The sequence below is a fragment of the Streptomyces sp. NPDC054883 genome (assembly GCF_053610645.1).
Genome location: NZ_JBSGYT010000001.1, coordinates 107,756 through 129,490, shown reverse-complemented (window position 1 = coordinate 129,490; position 21,735 = coordinate 107,756). Strand labels below are relative to the sequence as shown.

The following is a 21,735-nucleotide window of genomic DNA, read 5'->3' as shown; positions in this document are numbered from 1 at the left end:
GGGCGGTGTGGCTCTGGCCGGCCCGGCCGGTCCGGGGTGAGAAGTGGTCAGCTGCCGGCGGACAGGTTCCCGGACAGGACCGGGATGTTGTCCACGATGTGCGACAGGGACTCGTCGCCCTTGGCCTGGGTGGAGTTCTCGGTGCACTGCTGGTTCTGCGGGTTGGACAGGACGTTGATGTCCTGGACGCCGATGTTGAGCAGGGCGATCAGCGACTGGGCGTTGACCTTGGCAGGCAGGCCGACGCAGAGCTTGTTCAGCGAACCCTGGACCAGGCTCAGCTGGGGGCTCATGGCGCCCTCGGTCTTCTGGTTGCCGTAGATCTGCGCGGCGCCGTTGCCGTTGACGGTGTTCACGCCGTTGTCGTTGCCGATCGCCATCGCCGGGGAGGCGGCGATGGCTCCGGCGCCGACTACGGAAGCGGTGACCGCGGCGGTGGCCATGAACTTCTTGAGCATGGTGAGGAATCCTTCTGTCGCATGAGCTGTCCCCGGCGGGTACGTCCAGATCAACTACCGACCTGCCCGGGGGTTATCGCCCGTCACCCATGCGGCCCAACGATCCGCGGACCGGAAGGCGACACGCCCGCTGGGCGGCGCACCCCGCGCGGGGTCCGGGCCGCCCGGCGGAACGCGTCAGCCGGTCTTGCGGCGCACCTTCTTGTTCTTGCCGCCGGGGCCGCTGCTGGCGCCCTGTACCTTCGCCCGGCTCTGGTGGGCCTGCTGGGAATGCGCGTTCGCCGCGTTGCGCTCCAGGGCCTCGCGGAACTTGCGCTTGGCCTCCTCGGCGGGGGATTCGTCCTGCGGGGTGTCGGTCTCGTCGGCCATAGGTCCTCCTGGGGGTGATGGAGCCACCTCAGTCTGTCAGCCCGCAGCCGCGCTGACCAGCGCGTTCCCGGCGACGGGCGGCGGGTCGGTCAAGTGCCGGGGTGCGGGGCCACGGCGCCGCCGCCCGCGCGGACCGCCCGCAGGGCCGCCAGGTGGAGGGCGTACGGATCACCATGGGCGACGGGACTGCCCGTGAGGGTGTACCACTCGTCGGCGTCGAGGTACTGGATATCGAAGCGCACCTTGCCGTCCGGCCCGGCCAGGGTGCGCAGCGTGAGGTCCCCGGTGATCACGCCGACCTCGTCGGTCATGGCGCCGCCGGGTCCGGCGGTGACGGTGTCCTGCCACTGCCGCGGCGCGCTCATGAGGCGCAGGTGTCGATCATCGTGCTGAGCATGGCCTTCTCCGGTGGGGTGACGGTCAGCCCGTAATGGGACTTGACGGTGGTCCAGGCGCGCCCGTACTGGCACCAGCTCGCCTTGTCCGGCGGCTGCCACAGGTCCGGGCTCTGGTCGCCCTTCGAACGGTTGGAGGCCGCTGAGACGGCCAGCAGCTGGGGGCGCGTCAGGTCGTTGGCGAAGGACTTGCGCTTCGCGGCGTCCCAGGCGGCGGCGCCGGAGCGCCAGCCCTCGGCGAGCGGGACCATGTGGTCGATGTCCAGCTTCGCCGCGTCGCTGATGTCCGCGCCGTCGTACAGGCTCTTCCAGGTGCCGGACACCGCCCGGCACTCCGCGTCCTGGGTGACGTTCTTGCCGTCGCGCCTGAGGACGACCTCGCGGGTGTCGCACTTGTTGCCCTGCTCGGCCCAGTGCGTGAACTTGTCGCGGCTGTAGCCGGCCATCGTCGCGGGCTTGCCGACCACGAGCGCGGCCAGTTGCGTCCGGGCCACGGCCGCGCTGACCATGCCGGGCAGTACGTCCCCGGCCGCGGGCTTCGCGTCACCGCCGGCCGGGGGACCGCCGCCGGCGCTCCCGCCGGACCGACCGCATCCCGACAGTCCCAGCAGCAGCGCCACGGCCACCGCCGCACCCCGCAGCCCCGCCTGACGACCCATGACCCCACCCCGCCCCGAACTCCGCGCACCGTTTTGGGAAGCCTACCCAGCCGGGGCCGTCCCACCGGCCGCCACCCGCGCGAGCCGCGGACCCTGCCCCGGGAGGACCGGGCGGAAGACGCGGACCGCCCCCGGACCGGGAGGGCCGGGGGCGGTTTCGGTGTACGGGTGGGGATCAGACGGCGTCGGCCGTCTCGGCCACCTTCGGGGCCGGGGCCGCAGCCGCCTCGCCGGAGGCGACGGGCTCCGTCACGCGGGGGCCGTGGCCCTTGCGCAGCCCGGTCCAGCTGATCAGGGCGACCAGGGCGAACGCCGCCGCGCCGATGCCGAACGTCAGGGTGAAACCGGATTCGGCGGGCAGGGCGGGAACGCCCGGCGGGAGGTGCTCGATGGTCTTGGAGGCCAGGATCGTCGTGACGATGGCGCTGCCGATCGCGCTGCCGGTCGAGCGGGAGATCGAGTTGATGCCGTTGGCGATGCCGCTCTGGTGGTGCGGGACGCTCGACATGATCACGGCGGGCATGGCCGCGTAGCCGAAGCTGACGGCCGCACCGACGATGACGCCGGCGCCGATCACCGAGAAGGTGTTGCCGTGGTCGAGGGCCAGCCAGCCGAAGCCGACGGCGCCGAGCCCGGCGGCCAGGGCCAGCGCGATCCGCGGGCCGCGGTGGCGGACCAACTGGCCGCCGATGGGCGAGGCGAGCAGCGAGACGATCGCACCGGGCAGCAGGAACTGGACGGAGGCGCGCAGGATCGACGCGTCGAATCCGTAGCCGGTCAGCGCCTTCGGCATCTGCACGAGGTAGGAGACGCCCAGGAAGTTCGCGAACATGCCGAAGCCGACGAGGATGCCGGCCAGGTTGGCCATCAGCACCGGGCGGTGGACGAACATCCGCATGTCGACCAGGGGCTCGCGCACCTTGCGCTCGACCAGGACCCAGACGGCCGTCATGACGGCGGCGCCGGCGAAGCTGCCGAGCGTACGGCCGGAGGACCAGCCCCACTCGTGGCCCTGCGAGATGGGCAGCAGGAGCAGCAGCAGGGCGATGCCCAGGGTCAGGGCGCCCAGGAAGTCGGTGCGGCCGCCGGTCTTGTGGCGGGTGGCCGGGACCAGGAAGACGACCGCGAGGAGGGCGAGCGTCGCGAAGCCGGTCGCCATCCAGAAGGCATTGCGGTAATCGGCTCCGTCACCCGAGGTCAGCAGGCCGGTGGCGACCAGCGCCAGGCCGCTGCCGAACGCGAGCGTGCCGCTGACCAGCGCCATGGCACCCGGCAGCTTCTGCGGCCGGACCTCTTCGCGCAGTACGGAGAGGGCCAGCGGGAAGATCGCGGTGGCGGCGCCCTGGAGGACCCGGCCCAGGATGAGCAGCGGCAGCGAGGTCGCGAGAGCGGCGACGACGGAACCCGCGACCATGACGGCGAGTACGGCCACCAGGGTCGGCTTCTTGCCGTGCTGGTCGCCGAAGCGGCCCAGCAGCGGGGTGAAGACGGCGGCGGACAGCAGGGTGGCGGTGGTGACCCAGCTGACGTTGGCGGTCGAGGTGCCGAGGTCGTTGCGGATCAGACCCAGGATCGGTACGGGCAGGGTCTGCATCATCGACACGACCATGGCGGCGAGGCTCAGGGCGAAGACGATGACCGTCTCGTTCCTGGGCCCGGCGGCGGAGGGGGCGGATGCGGCGGTGCTCATGGCTGGCAGGACCTTCTTAACGCTTCAGATCGCAGATGTTTTATCTCATGAAGTACTTGGATGAAGGTAGGCCCCAATAGTTAAGGAGGTCAAGTAAACAATTGATAATGTCAACCTTCTTGGTACCCTCAACCACATGAGTGCCACCGCCGGACCGGCCGTCCCCCACCGCCCGACCAAGCTCCAGCTGCTGGAGCTGCTCGCCGCCATCGGTGCCGCCCAGTGGCGGGATTTCGCGGCGGCCGCGGCCCGCTACGGCCTCACTTCCACGCAGGCCCGGGTCCTCGCCCAACTGGAGGGGCCGGTGCCGATGCGGGGTCTCGCCACCTTGCTGGTGTGTGACGCGTCCAACGTCACCGGCATCGTCGACCGGCTGGAGGCGCGCGAGCTGGTGCGGCGCGAGCCGTCCCCGGTCGACCGGCGCGTGAAGAACGTCGTCGCCACGCAGGAGGGCCGCGACATCATCCGGCGGGTGCGCGAGGAGATGCAGGCGACCCACGGCGCGCTCGACACCCTGGACGAGGAGGAGGGCGCGACGCTCTACGCCCTGCTGGAGCGGCTGCGGCCCACCATGGAGAAGGACGCCTGACGGCAGGGGCGCCCGCCGGCCGTCGCGGCGTCAGAGTTCTGCGTCGAGCGCGGCGGCGTCGAGGGCCGCGGTGAGGCGGCTCAGTCGCGTCTGGAGATCGCGGATCTCCTCCAGCTCGAACCCCGTCGCCGCTGCGATGCGGCGGGGCACCTCCACGGCGCGGGCGCGCAGCGCGGCGCCCTCGTCGGTCAGTACGGCGTGGACCGAGCGCTCGTCCTCGGTGCTGCGCTCGCGCCGGACCAGGCCGGCCGCTTCGAGTCGCTTGAGCAGCGGCGACAGCGTGCCCGAGTCGAGCCGCAGGTACTGGCCGAGCTGCTTGACGGGCGTCTCGCCGTGCTCCCACAGCACCAGCATCACCAGGTACTGGGGGTAGGTCAGGCCGAGATCCTTCAGGACGACCCGGTAGAGACCGCCGAACGCGCGGCTCGCGGCGTTCAGCGCGAAGCAGATCTGCCCGTCCAGTCGCAGGAAGTCCTGGTCGCGGAGGGGGGCGGCGGGCTGCTGGGTCATGCGGCCAGTGTACCGGGTGGAGACCTGCCCGCCATTGAGTTGTGCACAACTGAATCGCGTGCTCTACTGGTGGAGGCGATCGGGTCACCGGCCGCCGAGGTTCACCCCGGACCGCCTTGCCCATTTCCCGAGAGGAACTCCGATGGAAGCGCTGTACACCGCTGTCGCCACCGCCAACGGCCGTGAGGGCCGCGCAGTCAGCTCCGACGGCCAGATCGACCTCGCGCTGGCCATGCCGCCGGCGCTCGGCGGCAACGGGCAGGGCACCAACCCCGAGCAGCTCTTCGCGGCCGGCTACGCCGCCTGCTTCGCCAGCGCGCTCGGCCTGGTCGGCCGCCAGGCCAAGGTCGACACCGGCGACATCTCCGTCACCGCCGAGACCTCCATCGGCCAGGACGGTTCCGGCTTCGGTCTGGCCGTCACCCTGCGCATCGAGCTCCCCGAGTCCCTCGCGGGCGAGACCGGCGCCCTGCTGGTCAAGCAGGCGCACGAGGTCTGCCCGTACTCCAAGGCGACCCGCGGCAACATCCCCGTCGAGCTCGTCATCGAGTAGTCGCCGCCCGCGGCGCCGCACCCGCCGCGACGGCCCGGCCGGCGCCCCCGATACCCGTGGGCGCCGCAGGCGTCCGGGGCGCCGGTCAACTCCGCGCTGACGCGACAGCGTTGGGGGACGGGGAAGTGCGGCCGATCGGCTGCACGCGGCAGGGCGGCGCCACTACCGTGGCGGCATGAGCGCCGATGAACTCGACCCTCGGGACGTGTGGCCGCTGCCGCCGGCCTGGATGTTCGACTGCACCGACTGTTTCCGCCTCTACCGGTCCATGAAGCGCATCGAGCGGGTCACCGAGGAAATGTGGCTCACGGGGCAGCGGGGGGTCGACTGGGACCCCGTCGACAGCGGCCCCGGCTCGCGGATCCGGCTCGCCCGCCACCTGGCCACCAGCCACGAGGGCCTGTTGCCCGAATGGGCGCCGGAGTGCGAGCGGTGCGGGGACCACGAACGCAGACTCGCCCGGACCGAGGAAGCGGAATTCCGCCTCGGGGCAGCCCTGGTGGCGGCCGAACACCGGGCCGCGCACCTCTTCGTACCGCCGCGCGGACTGGGCCTCGGCTGACCGGCGGCCCGTGCGGGGCCCGGGCTGCCGAGCCAGTCAACCCGGGCGCCGGTCAGCGGGGACGCCGAGCGGCCACCACGGCGCAGGCCACCGCCAGCGGCAGCTCCGCGCCGCCGCCGGCAGCCGGGCCAGACCGACCGCCGGTGTCCGGCGAGGTCGTGACGTCGAACCAGGCGTCGACCGCCGGCAGCGCGGCCGTCGCGGCCGCCACCGGAGCGGCGCGGGGATCCCGTCGGCGCGGCAGCATCCCGGTCCCCGCAGTCCGGCCGCCGGCATCGCGTCCAGGCCGATCCAGGCGGTGGTCCAGTGGGACACCCCGGCCGCCCCGGGGCGGGGCCCTCGCCAGCGCGGCCAGTCACGGCCCGCGCCGACATCACGGCGGTCTCGGGCCGCGCGGTGGCCGCGTTCCTGGCGCCGCTCGACCAGGTCACCGCCCGCGTCGGCGCGGGCCGGATCGACCCCAGCCTCGCCCCGGCCACCCGCTTCCGCGTCACCGCCCGAGCGGGCTCGGGCGTCCGCGAGGTCGCCCCGGTGCTCGGCGACCCGGCCTCCCCGCACACCCGTCTCGGCGCAGCCCGGCCGGGCCGAGGCCCGCATCCGCACCGACGCCCCCGACTGACCGGCGGCGCGGCGGCGTCAGGCCGAGGCCCGCCGGACCAGCACGGTCGGCGTGATCACCGACTGCGGCGGCTGCGCGGAATCCAGCGTGCCCAGCAGCAGCCGGGCCATCAGGCGCCCCATCCCCTCGACGTCCTGGCGGACCGTCGTCAGCGGCGGATCCGCCACCTCGGCCACCCGCTCGGTGTCGTCGAAGCCGACCACCGCCACGTCCCCGGGCACGTCCAGGCCGCGCTCGCGCAGCACCGCGAGGGCGCCCGTCGCCATCAGGTCGTTCGCGGCGAACACCCCGTCCAGGGCCGGCCGGCGCTCCAGCAGCTCCCGCATCGCGCGGGCCCCGCCGGCCGTGGTGAAGTCCCCCGCCTCGACCAGCGCCGGATCACCCGCGACCAGGACGTCCCGGTAGCCGTCGAGCCGGTCGATCGCCGACGTCTGGTCGAGCGGGCCCGCGATGTGTCCCACGCACCGCCGGCCCCGGGCGAGCAGATGACGTACCGCCTCCCGCGCGCCGCCCCGGTTGTCGGCGTCGACGAAGGCGGGGGCGAGGTCTCCGGGGCCGGCCGTCCAGCCCGGCCTGCCGCCGTACACCGTGGGCATGCCGATCCGCCGGGTGATCTCCGGCAGCGGATCGTCCGTGTGCAGCGAAAAGGCGAGCGCCCCGTCGACGTGGCCGCCCGCCAGGTACCGCTCGATCCGGTCGTAGTCCCCCCGGTTCTCCACCAGCAGCAGCACCAACTGGGCGTCATTGGAGGTGAGTTCCCGGCTGATGCCGCGTATCTGGCGCGAGAAGAACGGGTCGGAGAAGATCCGTATCTCCGGTTCGGGGATGATCACGGCAACCGCCCCGGTGCGCCGGGTGACCAGGGTGCGGGCCGCGTGGTTGGGTACGTAGCCGAGCTCGCGCACCGCCTCGCGGACCTTGTCCACCAGGTGCGCGCGGACCCCGTCGCCGCCGTTGACCACGCGGGACACCGTGGCCCGGGACACCCCGGCCAATGCCGCAACGGCCTCCAGGGTGGGGCGGTCCCCGGGGACACGAAGCTGTTCAGGCACGGGCGCTCCTCATGCGTGGCCGACGGCGGTTGCCTTTGCCGCGCAGCAGGTTAACCCGTACCGCCGGGGGGTGCCCGGCGGTACGGGCCGGTCAGTGGCCGAAGTCGAACCAGTTCACGTTCACGAAGTCGGCGGGCTGGCCGCTGGTGAAGGTCAGATAGACGTCGTGGGTGCCGGTGACGGAGCCGATGTTGGCCGGGACCGTACGCCAGCTCTGCCAGCCACCGGTTCCGGCGATGGAGAAGCTGCCGACCGGCGGGCTCGTACGGCTGTCGACGCGGACTTCCACGAGACCGCCCACCCCGGCCGCCGCACCGCTCGCGACCCGCCCGTAGAACTGCCGGGCCGCGCTCGCGCCGAAGTCGACGCCCTTGTACACGGCCCAGTCACCGTTCGCCAGCGAGGCGAGGTTCTGGCCGCCGCCGGAGTCCGAAGTGGTCTCCTTGGCCGTGCCCGCCTGGTCGTCGTAGGACTCCGCCTGGATGGCGGCGTAGGCGTCCCGGGTGCCGGTGGGCGGTGTGGTGGGCGGTGTGGTCGGGGGTGTGGTGGTGCCGCCGGTCCGTTGCAGTACGGAGACGTAGTCGACCACCATCGGGTGGCCGGGCTCGGTGCCGGCGTCGGGGCCGCCGCCGAAGGCGTCGGGGAAACCGCCGCCCATGGCGACGTTCAGGATGATGAAGTAGCCGTGGTTCGTGGCGTTGTCCCAGGTGGTGGCGTCGACCTGGTTCGCCTTCACCGTGTGGAAGTTGACGCCGTCGAGGTAGAAGCGCATCTCCTGCACGGCCGTGGACCGGTCCCATTCCACCGCGTAGGTGTGGAAGCCGCCCTGGCAGGTGGTGCCGGTGCAGGCGCGCTGGCCGCCGATCCCGGAGGTCTCGTTGCACGGGCCGCCCGGGCTGGTGCCGCAGTGCATGGTGGCCCACTCGTTGTTGAGGCCCTGGACGTTCTCCATGATGTCCAGCTCGCCGATGCCGGGCCAGTTCCACCAGTTGCCCCGGTAGGGGGCCCCGAGCATCCAGAAGGCCGGCCAATACCCCTTCGCCGCCGGGCCGGTGACGTTCGGCATCTGGATCCGGGCCTCGGTGCGCAGGGTGCCGCCCGCCGGGGGCCGGAAGTCGGAGCGCCTGCTCTCCACCCGGGCCGAGGTCCAGTTGCCGGCCGCGTCCCGGCGGGGGGTGATCCGGAGGTTACCGGCGCCGTCGAGCGAGACGTTGGCCGGGTCCGCCGTCATCGTCTCGATCTCGCCGGTCCCGAAGCCGCTGGGGCCGCCCGGGTAGCCGCGTCCGGTCGTGTACTGCCAGTCGGCGGTGTTCACGCCGGAGCCGGAGGCCCCGTTGAAGTCGTCCAGGAACACCTGGGACCAGCCGGCCGGGGCAGGGGGAGCGGCGGCGTTCGCGGGTGGGGTGACGGCCACGGCCACGGCGGCCGCCACCGCGACGGCCATCGTGCTCAGGGCGGCTGTGACGGAACGCCGGATGGGCGGGCGGCGCCTTCTGCCGGATGTCTCGTGCATGGGTGGGGGCCCTCTCTGCGTGCGCCTCGGGGGGCGCGGTGGGGGGAGGTGCGGGCTGATTGACCTCTCGTTGAGAGCGCTCTCAAACGAAGGTCGCCCGTCACTGTGCTCCCCGCCGTGAGGGCCGTCAAGAGATGGAACCGGGAAACCCCCTTCCTCCCCGGGGGAGTTCACAGCTTGAAGGGGGCGTGCGGACCGGCGAGGGGCCCGGCGCCGGGTCAGCCCGCCGTCCGGCGCAGGATCAGGGAGACGAAGCCCCAGGTGTCCCGGTAGCCGCGCAGCCATTCGGAGCGCCGGGTGGCGGCCGTTTCGAGGGCCTCGGAGGCGTCGGGATCGTCGGGACGGTCAAGGGCCCATGACGCCAGCGACCCCCAGCAGGCCCACTCGTAGTCGTCCAGTTCGCGGCGCGTGCTGACGTGCCCGTCGACGGGGGTCCACCCGGCGGCGACGACCCGGTCCACGGTGGTGGCCAGGTCGGTGAAGTCCCCGAGCATCTCGACGGCCTCCCGGGAAGGTTCGCGCTCCCAGAAGCCCTCGCCGATCAGGACCCGGCCGCCGGGGGCCAGGTGCGCGCGTGCGGCGGCGAGGGTGGGGACCAGGCCGCCGAAGGCGTGCGCGGCCCCGACGCTGAGCACGAGGTCGAACGGCTGCGCCGAGCTGAAGTCCGCGGCCGGCCGGTGGTGGAGGACGAGGCGTTCGCGTACGCCGAGGCCGGTCGCGGCCCGGCCGGCCTGCGCCAGGGCTTCCTCGGAGATGTCGACGCCCTCGGCGTGCAGCCGCGGGTGGGCGTCCAGGGCGCGCAGTAGCCACTCCGCGGTGCCGCAGCCGAGGTCGAGCACCCGGGCGTCGGCGCGCGGGACGCCGCGGTCCAGGAGCCGGCGCACGGATCCGTCGTCGAGGGGAGCCTTGATCGGATGGTCGGCATGGGCGATGCGGGAGATCTGTTCACGGTCCACCGCCGCAGCCTGCCTGCCGGCGCGGCCCGGATGCACCTCATTTTCCGGCTCGGTCGGCGGCTTCGAGGCGGAAGGAGCCGCCCGCACGCATCCTGCCGCGACCGGGACCTGCCGGATCAGGCGGTGTGCCCGCCGGCCGCGGCCCGGCGCTGGCGCTTGCTCAGCGGCGCCAGCGACATGTCCTGGGCCTGGACCTTGAGGCGCTTGTAGCCGTACCCGCGTTCCGTCAACCAGGCCTCCGCCGCCAGTTCGGCCCGCGCGGCGGCGTCGAGGATGTCCGCCTCCGCCTCGCCCGAGTCGAGGAAGCGGAAAGTGAAGCAGTCGCGCGAGAGGTCGTACGTCAGGTCGCCCTCGGTGGTGAAGCTCGCACGCATCAGGTCGTGCGCGGGCGCCGTAGCCTCCAGTTCAGCGCGCTGGGCGGCGGTGAGCCGGTCGAAGGCGCCTCGGATGGTCACGCGGAACGTACGGGGACTCATGCCGACAGGCTAGTGCTGCGACCGGAAAGGTCCACCGGGTTTTTCCGCTGGGACAGGGCTGGGCCGTACGGACCATCGCCGTGCTCCGCTTAATCGTTTCTTCGGTGAACGGGGCCGTCCATCGGGGTGAGTCCCCGTACCTGCCGACGGGCTCGCGCCGCCGCCGGACGCTTCCATGGCGATGTGATCAACTCACTGCGCACCACGCTGACCGCGGCCGTCGTGACCGGCGCCCTCGCCACGCTCGCCCCCGGCGCCGGGGCGGCCGTGCCGACGCCCCCGGAGAAGGTGACCGTGGACGTCGCCTCGGTCAACGGCTCGGGCTGCCGGCCCGGCTCCGCCTCCGTCGCCGTGGCCCCCGACAATTCGGCCTTCACCGTCACCTACAGCGAGTACCTGGCCCAGGTCGGCGGGGGCGTCCCCGCGACCGAGGGCCGCAAGAACTGCCTCCTTTCGCTGCTCGTCCACGTACCGCAGGGCTACACCTACGCCGTGTCGAAGGTCGACTACCGCGGCTACGGCGAGCTGCAGCCCGGGGCCGTCGGCACCCAGAAGGCCAGCTACTACTTCCAGGGCATGAGCCAGACCGCCTACCGCACCCACACCTTCCGCGGCGCGATGGCCGACAACTGGCAGACCACCGACACCACGGGCATCGAGTCCCTGGTCTTCGCCCCCTGTGGCGCCCAGCGCAACTTCAACATCAATACCGAACTGCGTGCCGAGGTCGGCACCTCGGACAGCACGAAGACCAGCTACATCACGGTCGACTCGACCGACGGCAGCATCAGCACGAAGTACCACTTCGCCTGGAAGCAGTGCCCGGCCCGCTGAGCCGGCGGACGCCGTCCGATCCCGGGCGGCGTCCGCGGCGCGCTCCGTCCGCGGGCTGAGACGTCGCACGGGATCGAGCCGAGTCGCGGGAGCGATCGCGCCAATCACGGGCCCGCGGCCGGGTGCACGCAGGTCTGCCGGGATACCGTCCGGCGATGGATTCGAACACATTCGTGTGCTCCGAGCGCACGTCCACTGGTGCGCCCAGTCGCCGGACAGTTCTGCGCACCGCTGTCGCGGGGACGGCGGCCACCGGCTCGGTGCTCGGCCTCGGTTCGGCCTTCCCGGCCTCCGCCGCCCCGGCCGGCCCGCCGGCGCGGCAGCGCCCGAGCACCCCCGCCCAGGCCCTGCGCGAGCTGGCGGCGGGCAACCGGCGCTGGCGGACGTACCGCCAGGAACACCCGCACGAGTCACCGTCGTTGCGCGTGGAGCTCACGCGGGCCCAGCACCCGTTCGCGATCGTGCTGGGCTGCGTCGACTCCCGCGTCCCTCCGGAACTCGTCTTCGACCAGGGGCTCGGCGACCTGCTCACCGTACGGTCGGCGGGCGAGGTCCTGGACGAAGCGGTGCGGGGCAGCATCGCCTTCGGCGTACTGGAACTGGCGATCCCCCTGGTGCTGGTCCTGGGCCACCAGTCCTGCGGGGCGGTCGGGGCCGCCGTCCGCGCGGAGGAGACCGGCGAGCCGCTGCCGGCGCACGTCCAGTACCTGGCCGACCAGATACGCCCCTCGATCGACCGTTCGCAGCAGGGCGACGCCCGCGTCGACGCCACCATCGACGCCCACGCGCGCCGCACCCGCGACCTGCTGGCCGCCGACCCCGACATCGCCCACCGCATAGCCACCGGCCGGCTCTCGGTGACGGCGGCCCGCTACCAGCTCCTCGACCAGCGGGTGACCACGCTGCGTTAGGCGGGAGCGGGCGAGCCGGTTGCGCCGGTCCGCCGGGTCCGGTCCCGGTAGCGCCCCGGAGTCGTGCCGAACTCCCTGTTGAAGGCGTGCGAGAAGGCGTACGGGGTGCCATAGCCGACCCGGCGGGCGATGGCCGTCAGCGGGTCCGGGGTGTCGCGCAACAGCGTTGCCGCCAAGGTCAGCCGCCACCAGGTCAGGTAGGCCATCGGCGGCCGGCCCACCAGGGCCGTGAACCGGCGGGCCAGCGTCGGGCGCGAGACGCCCGCTTCGGCGGCCAGGCGGTCGTTGGTCCACGCTGCGGCCGGGTCGGAGTGCAGCGCCCGCAGCGCGGCGGCCGCCACGGGGTCGCCCAGCACGGCGGGCCACGCCCCGGTCGCGGCGTCCGCCATCCAGGACCGGATCATGTAGACCAGCAGCAGGTCGAGCAGGCTGGGGACGGCGATGCACGCACCGGGCCGCTGATCGCCCAGCTCGCCGCCCAACAGGTCGATCGCCGAGCGGAGCTCCGGGTGCGCGCCCACCCGGTTCGGCAGGTGGACGACGGCCGGCAGTTCCCCCATGAGCGGATGCATCCGACTGCGGTCCAGCCGGTACTTCCCGCACAACAGCTGCACCGTGCTCTCGCTGCCGCGGCCGGCTGCGGCCCGGGTCGGATACTTCCCGTCGGCCCAATCCTCGAACGGCACCGCGCGCCCCCGGTCCCCGTCCCCGGCCCGGGAATCGGCGAGTACGTGCCCCGCTCCGTGCGGCAGCAGCACCGCGTCACCCGCGCCCAGGAGCACCGGCCCGCCGTCGTCGCGCAGCAGCCGGCAGCTGCCCTCCAGTACGACATGGAAGCCGGCGCCGTCGTACGGGGCCAGTCGGGTACACCAACTGCCGCTCACCCGGACCCGGTTGGAGGAGGGCCGTCCGATGCGGACCGTCGATATCGCGTCGCTCACCACGTCCATGGCGCAAGGGTAGCCCCGGTACCACGCACGAGCGCTTCGCGTATCGGCATGAGCCACCAGAGCATTGAGCTGCTCAAGCGCAGTGCCTAGAGTCGACCGCATGGACCACGAGAACAAGCAGGGCATCATGCTGGGGGACGTCGAGGTCACCCGCGTCGTCGAGTGGCAGGGACCCTTCGCCCCCGCCTCCGCCGTCGTTCCGGGAGCCGGAGCCGAGCTGTGGCGGGAGAACGCCGACTGGCTGGCGCCGGACCACTGGGACCCGCAGGAGGACCGCGTGGTGATGGCGATGCAGACCTGGGTGCTGCGCAGCGCCGGGCGGACCGTACTGGTGGACACCGGGGTCGGCGACATGCGCGAGCGTCCCTCCTCGCCGATGTTCCACCACTGGCGGGGCGACCTCCTCGGCCGGCTGGCTCTGGCCGGGATCCGCCCCGAGGACGTGGACATCGTCGTCAACACGCACGTGCACGGCGATCACGTCGGCGGCAACACCGTCGGCGCGGCCGGCGAATGGACGCCCGCCTTTCCGAACGCCCGGTACCTGATCCCCGCCGCCGACGATTTCCACTACGGGCCCGGCAACGCGTACGCCGGGGGCCTGCGGGAGGACGACCGGCTGATGTACGAGGACAGCATCCAGCCCGTCCACCGCGCCGGGCAGGCGGTGCTCTGGCGGGGCAGCCACCGCATCGACGAGCACCTCGTGCTGGAGTCCGCGCCCGGTCACACCCCCGGCTCCAGTGTGCTTCGGCTCGACTCCGGCGGGGACCGTGCGGTGTTCGTCGGCGACCTGTTGCACAGCCCGGTACAGATCCTGGACCCCGAGCACAACAGCTGCTTCTGCCTGGACCGGGCCCAAGCCGCGGAAACCCGCCGCCGGATCCTCGAACGAGCTGCGGACAACAGGGAATTGGTGATACCCGCGCACTTCGGCGGATCCGGCGCCGTGGAAGTGCGGCGCGCCGGCGCCGGCTTCACCCTCGGTCCATGGGCCGCCTGCTGAGCGGCGCGTCCGGCGGGCGGTGAGCCGCACGGGCCGACTGGCCGGAAACAGCGCGTTCCCGGCGCCCCTGGCGCCGTACTGTGGAGCGATGCCTGTAGTAGACATCAGTTCCGGTGCGGAGAACTTCAACGCAGATCCGTACACCTTTTACGCCGGACTCCGGGAAAGCGGCCCGGTCCACCAGGTCGTGATGAACGACCGGTTGTCCGGGCCGAGCTGGTTGGTCGTGGGGCACGAGGAGGCGCGCCAGGCGCTCAACCACCCCGCCCTGCTCAAGGACTGGCGCGAGACCGACCTGTTCCCCGAAATCGTGGCGACGCCGGCCAATGCGAACATGCTGGAAGCCGATCCGCCGCACCACACCCGGCTGCGCCGCCTGGTCGCACGCGAGTTCACCGCGCGCCGCATGGAGTCCATGCGGCCGCGCGTCCAGGCGATCACCGACGAACTCCTGGACGCCATGGCGGCCCGGCCGGAGCGCACCGGCGATCTGATCAGGACACTCGCCTTCCCGCTGCCGATGACCGTGATCTGCGAACTGCTCGGCGTGCCCGACCTGGACCGCGAGCGTTTCCGCCACTGGTCCAACGAGGTGGTGGCCCCCAGCCAGGCCGGCCCGGCCGGCGTCGCCCACGAGCAGCTCAGTGCCTACCTCGCCGAACTGGTCGAGGCCAAGGCGAAGGACCCCGGCGAGGACCTGCTCAGCGCCCTGATCCGCACCCGTGACGAGGACGGCGACTCCCTGTCCGGGGAGGAGCTGATCGGGATGGCCTTCCTGCTGCTCGTCGCGGGCCACGAGACCACGGTCAACCTCATCTCCAACGGCATCCGGGCCCTGCTCGCCCATCCGGCGCAACTCGCCGAACTGCGGGCCGACTTCGATGGACTCCTGTCCGGAGCGGTCGAGGAGATGCTCCGCTACGACGGCCCCGTGCAGAACGCCACCTACCGCTACGCGGGCCAGGACCTGGAGCTCGGCGGCGTCGTGATCCCGGCCGGGGACACCGTCCTCGTCTCGCTGGCGGGCGCCGACCGCGACCCCGGACGGTTCGAGGAGCCCGACACCTTCGACATCCACCGGGCCCCGCAGGGCCACCTCGCCTTCGGCCACGGGCTGCACTTCTGCCTGGGCGCCCCGCTGGCCCGGATGGAGGGCCGCATCGCGATCCGGAGTCTCCTGGAGCGCTTCCCGGGCCTGGCCGAGGACCCGGCCGGCGGCCCCCCGGTCTGGCTGGCGGGCAGCCTGATGAGGGGCGTGAGCCGGCTCCCCGTCCGCTGGTAGCAGCCGCGGCCGGCGGCCGCCGTCAGGGCCCGGCGGGTGCGCTCGCCGGTTCCGGCAGCGGCCCGCCCGCGCAGCGGACGTCCTCGGCCGGCGGGACCCCGTCGAGGAGGAAGGCCGCCACCCGGGCGTCGACGCAGGGATTGCGGTTCTGGAACTGGTCGCGGTAGCCGCCGTCCACCGTGAGCAGCCGTGAGCCGGCCAGTCCGCGGTGGGCGCGCACCGCGGACTCGTAGTACGTCGCGGGGTCGTGCGTCGAGTTCAGCACGAGCGCGGGGGCAGACCGGCGCCGGTGCCCCTGACGCGGGGCGCCTCCCAGTAACGGGCGTCCCGCGTCCACGGGGTGTCCCCGCAGGTGACCGGGAAGAAGTCGGCAGCGAATTCGGCCCCCACGGGGTGCGCGAGCCGCGCGGCCACAGCCTCGCGTACGTCCGCCGGGGCCCCTTCGGCGCACTCCGACGGGCCGTTCGTGCACGGATGCCAGTCGAGTCGCTGGAGGCGTTACCGGTCCGGTACGGGAGGAGCGGCCCCCGCCGTCGCGGCGCGCGCCGCGACGGCCGGCACACGGCACAGCGCGGTCGCCGCCCGCCGCACGGGCTTCCTGGACAAGCACATCTCCTCCTCTTCCCCCCTCGCAACCTTCCGGACGGTCAGATCGTCGCCTGCGGCGGCCGGGTGCCCCGATACCGCTGGCACCCGGATCCGCGGTGGCGACAGGACCACCCCCCCGGGACCACCCCCGCGCTCGGAGCCCCACCAAGGCGGGCGCACCCGCGCTCGCGCCACGGGGGGCCGACCCGGCGGCTGACGCCCGGGCGGCCGGGAGCCGTTCGGGGAACCGGCCCGGTCACCGGCCCGGTCACACCGGGGCGAGTGCCCCGATTCTCCTACCATGGGCGCTTTGTCGGTGGTCGCTGCGAGGAGTCCCATGTCCCAAGCCCCCGTATCCGCCGATCGGTCCACCCCGCGCGGGCGGGCCGCCCGGTCCCTGCGCCTGCTCGCGACGGCCCTGCTGGCCTCCGGCGTCCTCGCCGCCGCCGCGCCCGCCGTCGATGCCACCCCCGCCCACGACGACACGCACCACCAGAGCGGCGCCGGGCCCCGCCCGGGCGGGGCCGCGCTGCCCGGTGAGGCCGCCGCGATCGGCGAGGACCACGCCCGGGCCCACGCCGGCCGCAGGAAGGCCGCCGACGCGATGCGCGAGTACCCGCAGTCGAGGCGCACCGCCGGCCTCGCCTCGCTGGGCGCCTCACAGCAGCGGCTCAACGCCGGCTTCGCCGCGCGGCTCTACGGCCGCTTCACGGAGTACTTCCCCTCGCCCGACTTCGGCGTGCACGTGGCACAGCTGCCCACCGGCAAGGTGTTGCTCTTCTCCTTCGAACGGGTGGAGGTCAACCCCACCAAGGAGACCGGCCCCACCGACCGGATCGGCCGCACCAACGCCGGCCGGGCCTACCTGTGGGACCCGGCCAAGGGCACCGGCGCCGCGGCGTTCAAGAACGTGCCGCCGCCGACCGTACTGATGCCGGACGGCACGTACGCCCCGCGCCCCGCCCCCTTCTTCTGCGCGGGCCACTCCTTCCTGCCCAACGGCATGGTCGGCGTCTTCGGCGGCAACGGCGGCGGGAAGGGCGGTACGGGCGCCAGGCTGTCCTTCGTCTTCGACCCCTGGACCGAGACCTGGTTCCGCAACCGCGACATGGCGGTGGGCCGCTGGTACCCGTCCGTGGTCACCGGGGCCGACGGCCGGCAGCTCATCATGTCCGGCCAGGACGAACGCGGTACGGGACACCCCACCCCGGTGGTGGAGCGCTTCCCGGCGCGCGGACACCGGGTGCCCTGGCGTCCGTACGACATCCCGGCGGGCGTCCCCGCCGAGCGGTTCGCGGCGGACGCCCCGTTCCGCAACGACTACCCGCATCTGTTCTCGCTGCGGGACGGCATGATCTACGGTCTCGGCCGCGACGCCGACCAGCAGTGGGTCTTCGACCCGGTCAAGCAGACGCGTTCGGATCTGCCCCGGCGGCCGGCCGACTTCCGCGGCTACGGCTCCGCCGTCCCGCTGCCCGCGGGCCTGCGCGGCCCGGACTCCGTGCTGGTGCTCGGCGGCGACCCGCACGACCCGTCCACCTACCGGCTGACAGGCGGCACCTGGAGCACCGACACGCCCCGGGCGTTCGGCCGCACCCAGGACGACACCCTGATCCTGCCGGACGGCACCCTGCTCACCGTCAACGGGGCACTCGACACCCGGAACTACGGCTACGGGCCGTTCAACCCCAGGGCCGACCTCAAGTACCGGCAGATCGAACTGCGCGACGCGCACGGCCACTGGAGCCTGGGACCGGCCCAGCGGCTGCCCCGGGGTTACCACTCCAACGCCCTCGTCATGCCCGACGGGCGGGTGATGATCACCGGCGACGAACTCCAGCAGATCGCCAACGACCCCGACATCGGCGACGGGATGGACGGCAGCGTCGAACTCTACGAGCCGCCCTACCTGCACCGGGGCCCCCGGCCCGCCCTCGACCGGGCGCCGCGCGGCGAACTCGCCTACGACGCGCAGTTCCGGGTCCGCACCTCCACCCCCGCGGACGTGGCGCGGGCCGTCCTGCTGGCCCCGACGACCGTCACGCACGCCGTGAACACCAGCCAGCGGCACCTGGAGCTGCGCCTGACCGCGACCCGCGGTGACACCCTCACCCTGCGCACCCCGCCCACCGCGGCCGACGCCCCGCCCGGCTACTACATGCTGTTCCTGCTCAACTCGAAGGGCGTCCCGAGCACGGCCCAGTGGATCAAACTGGGCCCCAAGCCGGGCCACCGCTGAGGCGCGCCGGCGTGTCGTACCCCGACGCGGACCTCGCGGACTGGAACGCCTGCCCCTGGTGGTTCGAGACGCCCGAGCTGTTCGTCCTCACCGGCAGCATGGGCTACTTCCGGGCGCTGCCCAAGAGCGGAGCGGAGTTCCCCGAAGGCCTGGCCCGGGCGCGGAACGTGTGCGCGCGGTACCTGCGACGCATCTGAGGGCCGCGCCGGGCGGGCTGCGCGGAGCTGCTACTCGAAGCGGGCCGTGTCGCCCGCGCCGTAACGGACGATCTCGGCTCCGCCGCCCGAGAAGTCGATGACCGTGGTCGGCTTCGTCCCGCAGTCGCCCGAGTCCACGACGATGTCCACGACGTGGTCGAGCCGCTCCTTGATTTCCCAGCCCTGCGTCAGCGGCTCGGGCTCGTCGGGCAGCAGCAGGCTGCTGGAAAGCAGCGGTTCGCCGATCTCCGCGAGCAGGGCCTGGACGACGGTGTGGTCCGGGATGCGCACTCCGACCGTCTTCTTCTTCGGGTGCAGCAACTGGCGCGGCACTTCCTTGGTGGCGGGCAGGATGAAGGTGTAGCTGCCCGGCGTGGCCGCCTTGATCGCACGGAACACGTCGTTGTCGATCTGCACGAACTGCCCCAGCTGCGCGAAGTTCTGGCAGACGAGGGTGAAGTGGTGCCGGTCGTCGAGGTCGCGGATGGAGCGGATCCGGTCGAGACCGTCACGGTTGCCCAGCTGGCAGCCCAGCGCGTACAGGGAATCGGTCGGGTACGCGACCAGCGCGCCGGAGCGGATGCTGTCGGCCACGTTGCCGATCGTGCGCTGCTGGGGGTTCTCGGGGTGCACATCGAAGTACTTCGCCATCCGCCGAGCCTACGGGATCGTCCCGGCGCGGCGTTCCACGCGTCCGCGCGTCACCCCCGGTGCGGCCCCCGCCGGCCCGCCGCGCTGGTCCGTCCGGACGGCATCGTGGCGTGGCGTACGGGCCAGGGGCCCGGCCCGGGGGCTCCGCTCGCCCACTGTCGAACCAGACACCCCGTCCGCCAGTACGAGTGGAATCCATGGAGGGCCACCGTGTCCACAGAACCCACCGGTCCCGGAACCAGCACCGCCGCCGGCGCGCCGGGCGCCGCACCACGGCCCGATCCGCGCCGCTGGTGGATCCTCGCGGTGATCGGCCTCGCCCAGGTCATGGTCGTCCTGGACGCCACCATCGTGAACATCGCCCTGCCCTCGGCCCAGACCGACATCGGCTTCTCCGACGGTCAGCGCCAGTGGGTGGTGACCGCGTACGCCATGGCCTTCGGCAGTCTGCTGCTGCTCGGCGGCAGACTCGCCGACCTGTTCGGGCGCCGCCGGGCCTTCGTCATCGGCCAGGTCGGTTTCGCGGTGTCCTCCGCGATCGGCGGTTCCGCGGCCACCTTCGGTCTGCTGGTCGGCGCCCGCGCCTGCCAGGGCGTCTTCGCGGCCCTGCTGGCGCCCGCGGCCCTCTCCCTGCTCACGACCACCTTCACCACCCCCGCGGACCGGGGCCGGGCCTTCGGCGTGTTCGGGGCCCTGGCCTCCTCCGGCGGGGCGGTGGGACTGCTGCTGGGCGGCGTGCTCACCGAGCACCTCAGCTGGCGCTCCACCCTGTACGTGAACGTCCTCTTCGCCGTCGCCGCCGTGCTCGGGGCGCTCCTGCTGCTCCCGCCGCAGCCCGCCACCGCCCGGACCCGGCTGGACCTGCCCGGTACCGCCCTGGCCTCGACCGGCCTGTTCTGCTTCGTCTACGGGCTCGCCGGGGCGGGCTCCGACGGCTGGGCCTCCGGGCGCACCGGGGGTCTGCTGTGCGTCGGCGTCCTGCTGCTCGCCGCGTTCGCCGCGTGGCAGGCCCGCTCCCCGCATCCACTGCTGCCGCTGCGGATCGTGCTCGACCGGGTCCGGGGCGCGGCCCTGCTGGCCGTGTTCATCGCGGGCGTCGCCACCTTCGGGGTGTTCCTGTTCCTGACGTTCTACCTCCAGCACACCCGCGGCTACGGTCCGGCCCGGACCGGCCTGGCCTTCCTGCCGATGTCCGGCGCCATCATGTTCAGCGCGATGGGCAGCGGCACGGCCCTGCTCCGCAAGGTCGGCGGCCGCACGCGCGTGGCCGGCGGGATGCTGCTCGCGGCGGGCGGGATGGCCTGGCTGACCCGGCTCTCGGTCGACGGGTCCTACACGGCCGAGGTGCTGCCGGCCCAGATCGCGGCCGGCCTCGGTGTCGGCGTGGTGACGGCGACGGCCATGAACCTCGCCACGGCGGGCATCGCGCCCGGGGAGGCCGGAGTCGGCTCCGCCACCGTCAACTCGATGCGCCAGATCGGCGGTTCGATCGGCACGGCCCTGATGAGCACGGTCGCGGCCGCCGCGACCGCCGGCTACCTGGCGACGCACCGGCAGCCCGGGCCGCTCACCGCGGCCCGGGCTGCTGTGGAAGGCTGCCACGCCGCGTTCACGGCCTCGGCCGCGGTCTTCGCCGTCGGAGCCGTGCTGACGTGGTTCATGCTGCCCGGGGGACTCGCGGTGGCGCGGCGCCACGCGAGCCCCGCGGAGCACCGGGGATCAGAGGCAGTTCGCGACTGAGCTGCGGATCCGGTCGCCGGTCGAGAAGTGCTTCACCTTGCAGTGGTTGGTGCCGATGCCGCCGTCGACCTGCCCGTAGCCGGGGCCGATGGTCAGGACGGCGTCGTTCTGACCGCGGACCTGGTCGTCGCCGGGACCGCCCAGGATGATGCCGGCGGATTCCGAGCCCACCGTCCTGGGCTCGATGATGTCGTCGTTGGCGCCGCCGAGGACCCGGCCGCCGAGGTCGACGTTGCCCGTGCGGATCACGTCGTTGCCGTCGTTGCCGAAGACCTGGCCGCCGCCGCGCTCGTACTCGCCGGGCGTTCCCATCACGCCGCCGGTGGTGATCTTGTCGTCACCGTGGTCGCCGTAGACGGCGGCTCCGTGCGCCGCCGTGCCGACGACGAGGGCGGTGATGATCGTGTCGTTGCCCAGGCCGCCGCGCACCGTCGAGTTGCCGTTGCGCGGGAAGAGGTTGTTGACCTGGAGCGTGTCGTCGCCCTCGCCGCCGAGCACCTGGGCGTCGATGAGCATGCCCTTCACCCGGATGTTGTCGTTGCCGCCCTTGCCGTCGATGATGGCGTTCTCGACGTCGTTCTCGCACACGATCGTGTCCGGGCCGTCCGTGCCCTCCACCACCGGTCCGGGACGGGCCTCGTGGCCGTTGACGTAGCACCAGTGGGACGGCAGGGGTTCGGCGGCGGCCTGGGCGGGGCCCGCGGCGAGCGGGGCGGAGGCGACCACCGTGGCGGCCAGTGCGTAGGACGCGGTGCGAAGCGTACGGCGAGTGCGCAGCATTGAGTCTCCCGAGCGTGGTGATGGGGTTGGCGTGGATGAACGGTGTCCGGGCCGCGCCCCGCCCGGCCGCGGGGCCGGCCCCCCGACCACCCAGCGCGGGGCGCAGGGGTGATAAGTAAGCAATTCTTTCTACCCCCCCCAGAAAACAACGACCAG

General features: G+C 73.0%; 24 protein-coding genes. 10 read left to right on the top strand and 14 right to left on the bottom strand.

What is annotated here, in order from left to right; translation table 11 throughout:
• Positions 1-47 precede the first annotated feature (47 nt).
• The 5 genes from ACWGH1_RS00650 to ACWGH1_RS00630 all read right to left on the bottom strand — a co-directional run bounded on the left by ACWGH1_RS00650 (position 48) and on the right by ACWGH1_RS00630 (position 3,571).
• Entirely contained in the window at positions 48-458 is a 411-nt protein-coding gene (locus ACWGH1_RS00650; RefSeq protein WP_453408287.1) for a rodlin, read from the bottom strand.
• A gap of 177 nt (positions 459-635) precedes the next feature.
• A complete protein-coding gene (locus ACWGH1_RS00645) occupies positions 636-827 on the bottom strand; it encodes a DUF5302 domain-containing protein (RefSeq protein ID WP_329192845.1) in 192 nt (63 codons plus the stop codon).
• A gap of 89 nt (positions 828-916) precedes the next feature.
• Complete coding sequence (locus ACWGH1_RS00640; RefSeq protein ID WP_453357648.1) at positions 917-1,192, bottom strand: hypothetical protein; 276 nt, start codon at positions 1,190-1,192, stop codon at positions 917-919.
• Positions 1,189-1,881 carry a GmrSD restriction endonuclease domain-containing protein gene (locus ACWGH1_RS00635; RefSeq protein WP_453357647.1) on the bottom strand — a complete coding sequence of 231 codons (693 nt, stop codon included), beginning with the start codon at positions 1,879-1,881 and terminating at the stop codon, positions 1,189-1,191. Before ACWGH1_RS00635 ends, ACWGH1_RS00640 begins: the two co-directional genes overlap by 4 nt.
• Before the next feature lie 175 nt (positions 1,882-2,056).
• Positions 2,057-3,571 (bottom strand): MFS transporter, encoded by a 1,515-nt coding sequence (locus ACWGH1_RS00630; protein WP_453356436.1) that lies wholly within the window; start codon positions 3,569-3,571, stop codon positions 2,057-2,059.
• 136 nt (positions 3,572-3,707) lie between these two features.
• On the opposite strand from ACWGH1_RS00630, the gene ACWGH1_RS00625 reads away from it, so the two are divergent.
• On the top strand, positions 3,708-4,160 hold the full coding sequence (locus ACWGH1_RS00625) for a MarR family winged helix-turn-helix transcriptional regulator (protein ID WP_453356435.1): 453 nt from the start codon (positions 3,708-3,710) through the stop codon (positions 4,158-4,160).
• A 30-nt stretch (positions 4,161-4,190) separates the two neighbouring features.
• On the opposite strand, the gene ACWGH1_RS00620 is transcribed toward ACWGH1_RS00625, so the two are convergent.
• Complete coding sequence (locus ACWGH1_RS00620; RefSeq protein WP_453356434.1) at positions 4,191-4,670, bottom strand: MarR family winged helix-turn-helix transcriptional regulator; 480 nt, start codon at positions 4,668-4,670, stop codon at positions 4,191-4,193.
• Between the two features lie 142 nt (positions 4,671-4,812).
• Here ACWGH1_RS00620 and ACWGH1_RS00615 point away from each other — a divergent pair, with 142 nt between their 5' ends.
• On the top strand, positions 4,813-5,223 hold the full coding sequence (locus ACWGH1_RS00615) for an organic hydroperoxide resistance protein (protein ID WP_453356433.1): 411 nt from the start codon (positions 4,813-4,815) through the stop codon (positions 5,221-5,223).
• Between the two features lie 175 nt (positions 5,224-5,398).
• On the top strand, positions 5,399-5,785 hold the full coding sequence (locus ACWGH1_RS00610; RefSeq protein ID WP_453356432.1) for a hypothetical protein: 387 nt from the start codon (positions 5,399-5,401) through the stop codon (positions 5,783-5,785).
• A gap of 636 nt (positions 5,786-6,421) precedes the next feature.
• Here ACWGH1_RS00610 and ACWGH1_RS00605 read toward each other — a convergent pair.
• The 4 genes from ACWGH1_RS00605 to ACWGH1_RS00590 all read right to left on the bottom strand — a co-directional run bounded on the left by ACWGH1_RS00605 (position 6,422) and on the right by ACWGH1_RS00590 (position 10,401).
• Complete coding sequence (locus ACWGH1_RS00605) at positions 6,422-7,456, bottom strand: LacI family DNA-binding transcriptional regulator (RefSeq protein ID WP_453408286.1); 1,035 nt, start codon at positions 7,454-7,456, stop codon at positions 6,422-6,424.
• A 91-nt stretch (positions 7,457-7,547) separates the two neighbouring features.
• A complete protein-coding gene (locus ACWGH1_RS00600; RefSeq protein ID WP_453353074.1) occupies positions 7,548-8,969 on the bottom strand; it encodes a glycoside hydrolase family 16 protein in 1,422 nt (473 codons plus the stop codon).
• A 218-nt stretch (positions 8,970-9,187) separates the two neighbouring features.
• Positions 9,188-9,925: an SAM-dependent methyltransferase gene (locus ACWGH1_RS00595; RefSeq protein ID WP_453353073.1), complete on the bottom strand. Its 738-nt coding sequence runs from the start codon at positions 9,923-9,925 to the stop codon at positions 9,188-9,190.
• Between the two features lie 116 nt (positions 9,926-10,041).
• On the bottom strand, positions 10,042-10,401 hold the full coding sequence (locus ACWGH1_RS00590; protein ID WP_453353072.1) for a DUF6204 family protein: 360 nt from the start codon (positions 10,399-10,401) through the stop codon (positions 10,042-10,044).
• A 183-nt stretch (positions 10,402-10,584) separates the two neighbouring features.
• Between ACWGH1_RS00590 and ACWGH1_RS00585 the strand changes: the two genes are divergently transcribed.
• Together ACWGH1_RS00585 and ACWGH1_RS00580 are read left to right on the top strand one after the other, a co-directional pair.
• Positions 10,585-11,235 (top strand): DUF4360 domain-containing protein, encoded by a 651-nt coding sequence (locus ACWGH1_RS00585; RefSeq protein WP_453353071.1) that lies wholly within the window; start codon positions 10,585-10,587, stop codon positions 11,233-11,235.
• Positions 11,236-11,390: 155 nt separating this feature from the next.
• Positions 11,391-12,146: a carbonic anhydrase gene (locus ACWGH1_RS00580; protein WP_453353070.1), complete on the top strand. Its 756-nt coding sequence runs from the start codon at positions 11,391-11,393 to the stop codon at positions 12,144-12,146.
• Here the strand turns inward: ACWGH1_RS00580 and ACWGH1_RS00575 are convergent.
• Positions 12,143-13,096, bottom strand: coding sequence for an AraC family transcriptional regulator (locus ACWGH1_RS00575; protein WP_453408285.1), 954 nt, complete (start codon positions 13,094-13,096; stop codon positions 12,143-12,145). The two genes, ACWGH1_RS00580 and ACWGH1_RS00575, sit on opposite strands and share 4 nt — an antisense overlap.
• Before the next feature lie 100 nt (positions 13,097-13,196).
• On the opposite strand from ACWGH1_RS00575, the gene ACWGH1_RS00570 reads away from it, so the two are divergent.
• Positions 13,197-14,102: an MBL fold metallo-hydrolase gene (locus tag ACWGH1_RS00570; RefSeq protein ID WP_453353068.1), complete on the top strand. Its 906-nt coding sequence runs from the start codon at positions 13,197-13,199 to the stop codon at positions 14,100-14,102.
• 88 nt (positions 14,103-14,190) lie between these two features.
• The gene (locus tag ACWGH1_RS00565) at positions 14,191-15,384 is read left to right on the top strand and encodes a cytochrome P450 family protein (protein WP_453353067.1); all 1,194 of its coding nucleotides are present in this window, start codon (positions 14,191-14,193) and stop codon (positions 15,382-15,384) included.
• A gap of 22 nt (positions 15,385-15,406) precedes the next feature.
• Here ACWGH1_RS00565 and ACWGH1_RS00560 read toward each other — a convergent pair whose 3' ends face one another.
• Positions 15,407-15,649 carry an alpha/beta hydrolase gene (locus tag ACWGH1_RS00560; RefSeq protein WP_453353066.1) on the bottom strand — a complete coding sequence of 81 codons (243 nt, stop codon included), beginning with the start codon at positions 15,647-15,649 and terminating at the stop codon, positions 15,407-15,409.
• A 660-nt stretch (positions 15,650-16,309) separates the two neighbouring features.
• Between ACWGH1_RS00560 and ACWGH1_RS00555 the strand changes: the two genes are divergently transcribed.
• A complete protein-coding gene (locus ACWGH1_RS00555) occupies positions 16,310-18,211 on the top strand; it encodes a galactose oxidase-like domain-containing protein (protein WP_453353065.1) in 1,902 nt (633 codons plus the stop codon).
• Between the two features lie 11 nt (positions 18,212-18,222).
• Positions 18,223-18,408, top strand: coding sequence for a hypothetical protein (locus ACWGH1_RS00550; RefSeq protein ID WP_453353064.1), 186 nt, complete (start codon positions 18,223-18,225; stop codon positions 18,406-18,408).
• A 30-nt stretch (positions 18,409-18,438) separates the two neighbouring features.
• Here ACWGH1_RS00550 and ACWGH1_RS00545 read toward each other — a convergent pair whose 3' ends face one another.
• Positions 18,439-19,059 carry an L-threonylcarbamoyladenylate synthase gene (locus tag ACWGH1_RS00545; protein WP_453353063.1) on the bottom strand — a complete coding sequence of 207 codons (621 nt, stop codon included), beginning with the start codon at positions 19,057-19,059 and terminating at the stop codon, positions 18,439-18,441.
• 210 nt (positions 19,060-19,269) lie between these two features.
• Between ACWGH1_RS00545 and ACWGH1_RS00540 the strand changes: the two genes are divergently transcribed.
• Complete coding sequence (locus ACWGH1_RS00540; RefSeq protein WP_453408284.1) at positions 19,270-20,799, top strand: MFS transporter; 1,530 nt, start codon at positions 19,270-19,272, stop codon at positions 20,797-20,799.
• Here ACWGH1_RS00540 and ACWGH1_RS00535 read toward each other — a convergent pair.
• Positions 20,779-21,579 (bottom strand): hypothetical protein, encoded by an 801-nt coding sequence (locus ACWGH1_RS00535; RefSeq protein WP_453408283.1) that lies wholly within the window; start codon positions 21,577-21,579, stop codon positions 20,779-20,781. The genes ACWGH1_RS00540 and ACWGH1_RS00535 overlap by 21 nt on opposite strands.
• Between the last annotated feature and the right edge of the window lie 156 nt (positions 21,580-21,735).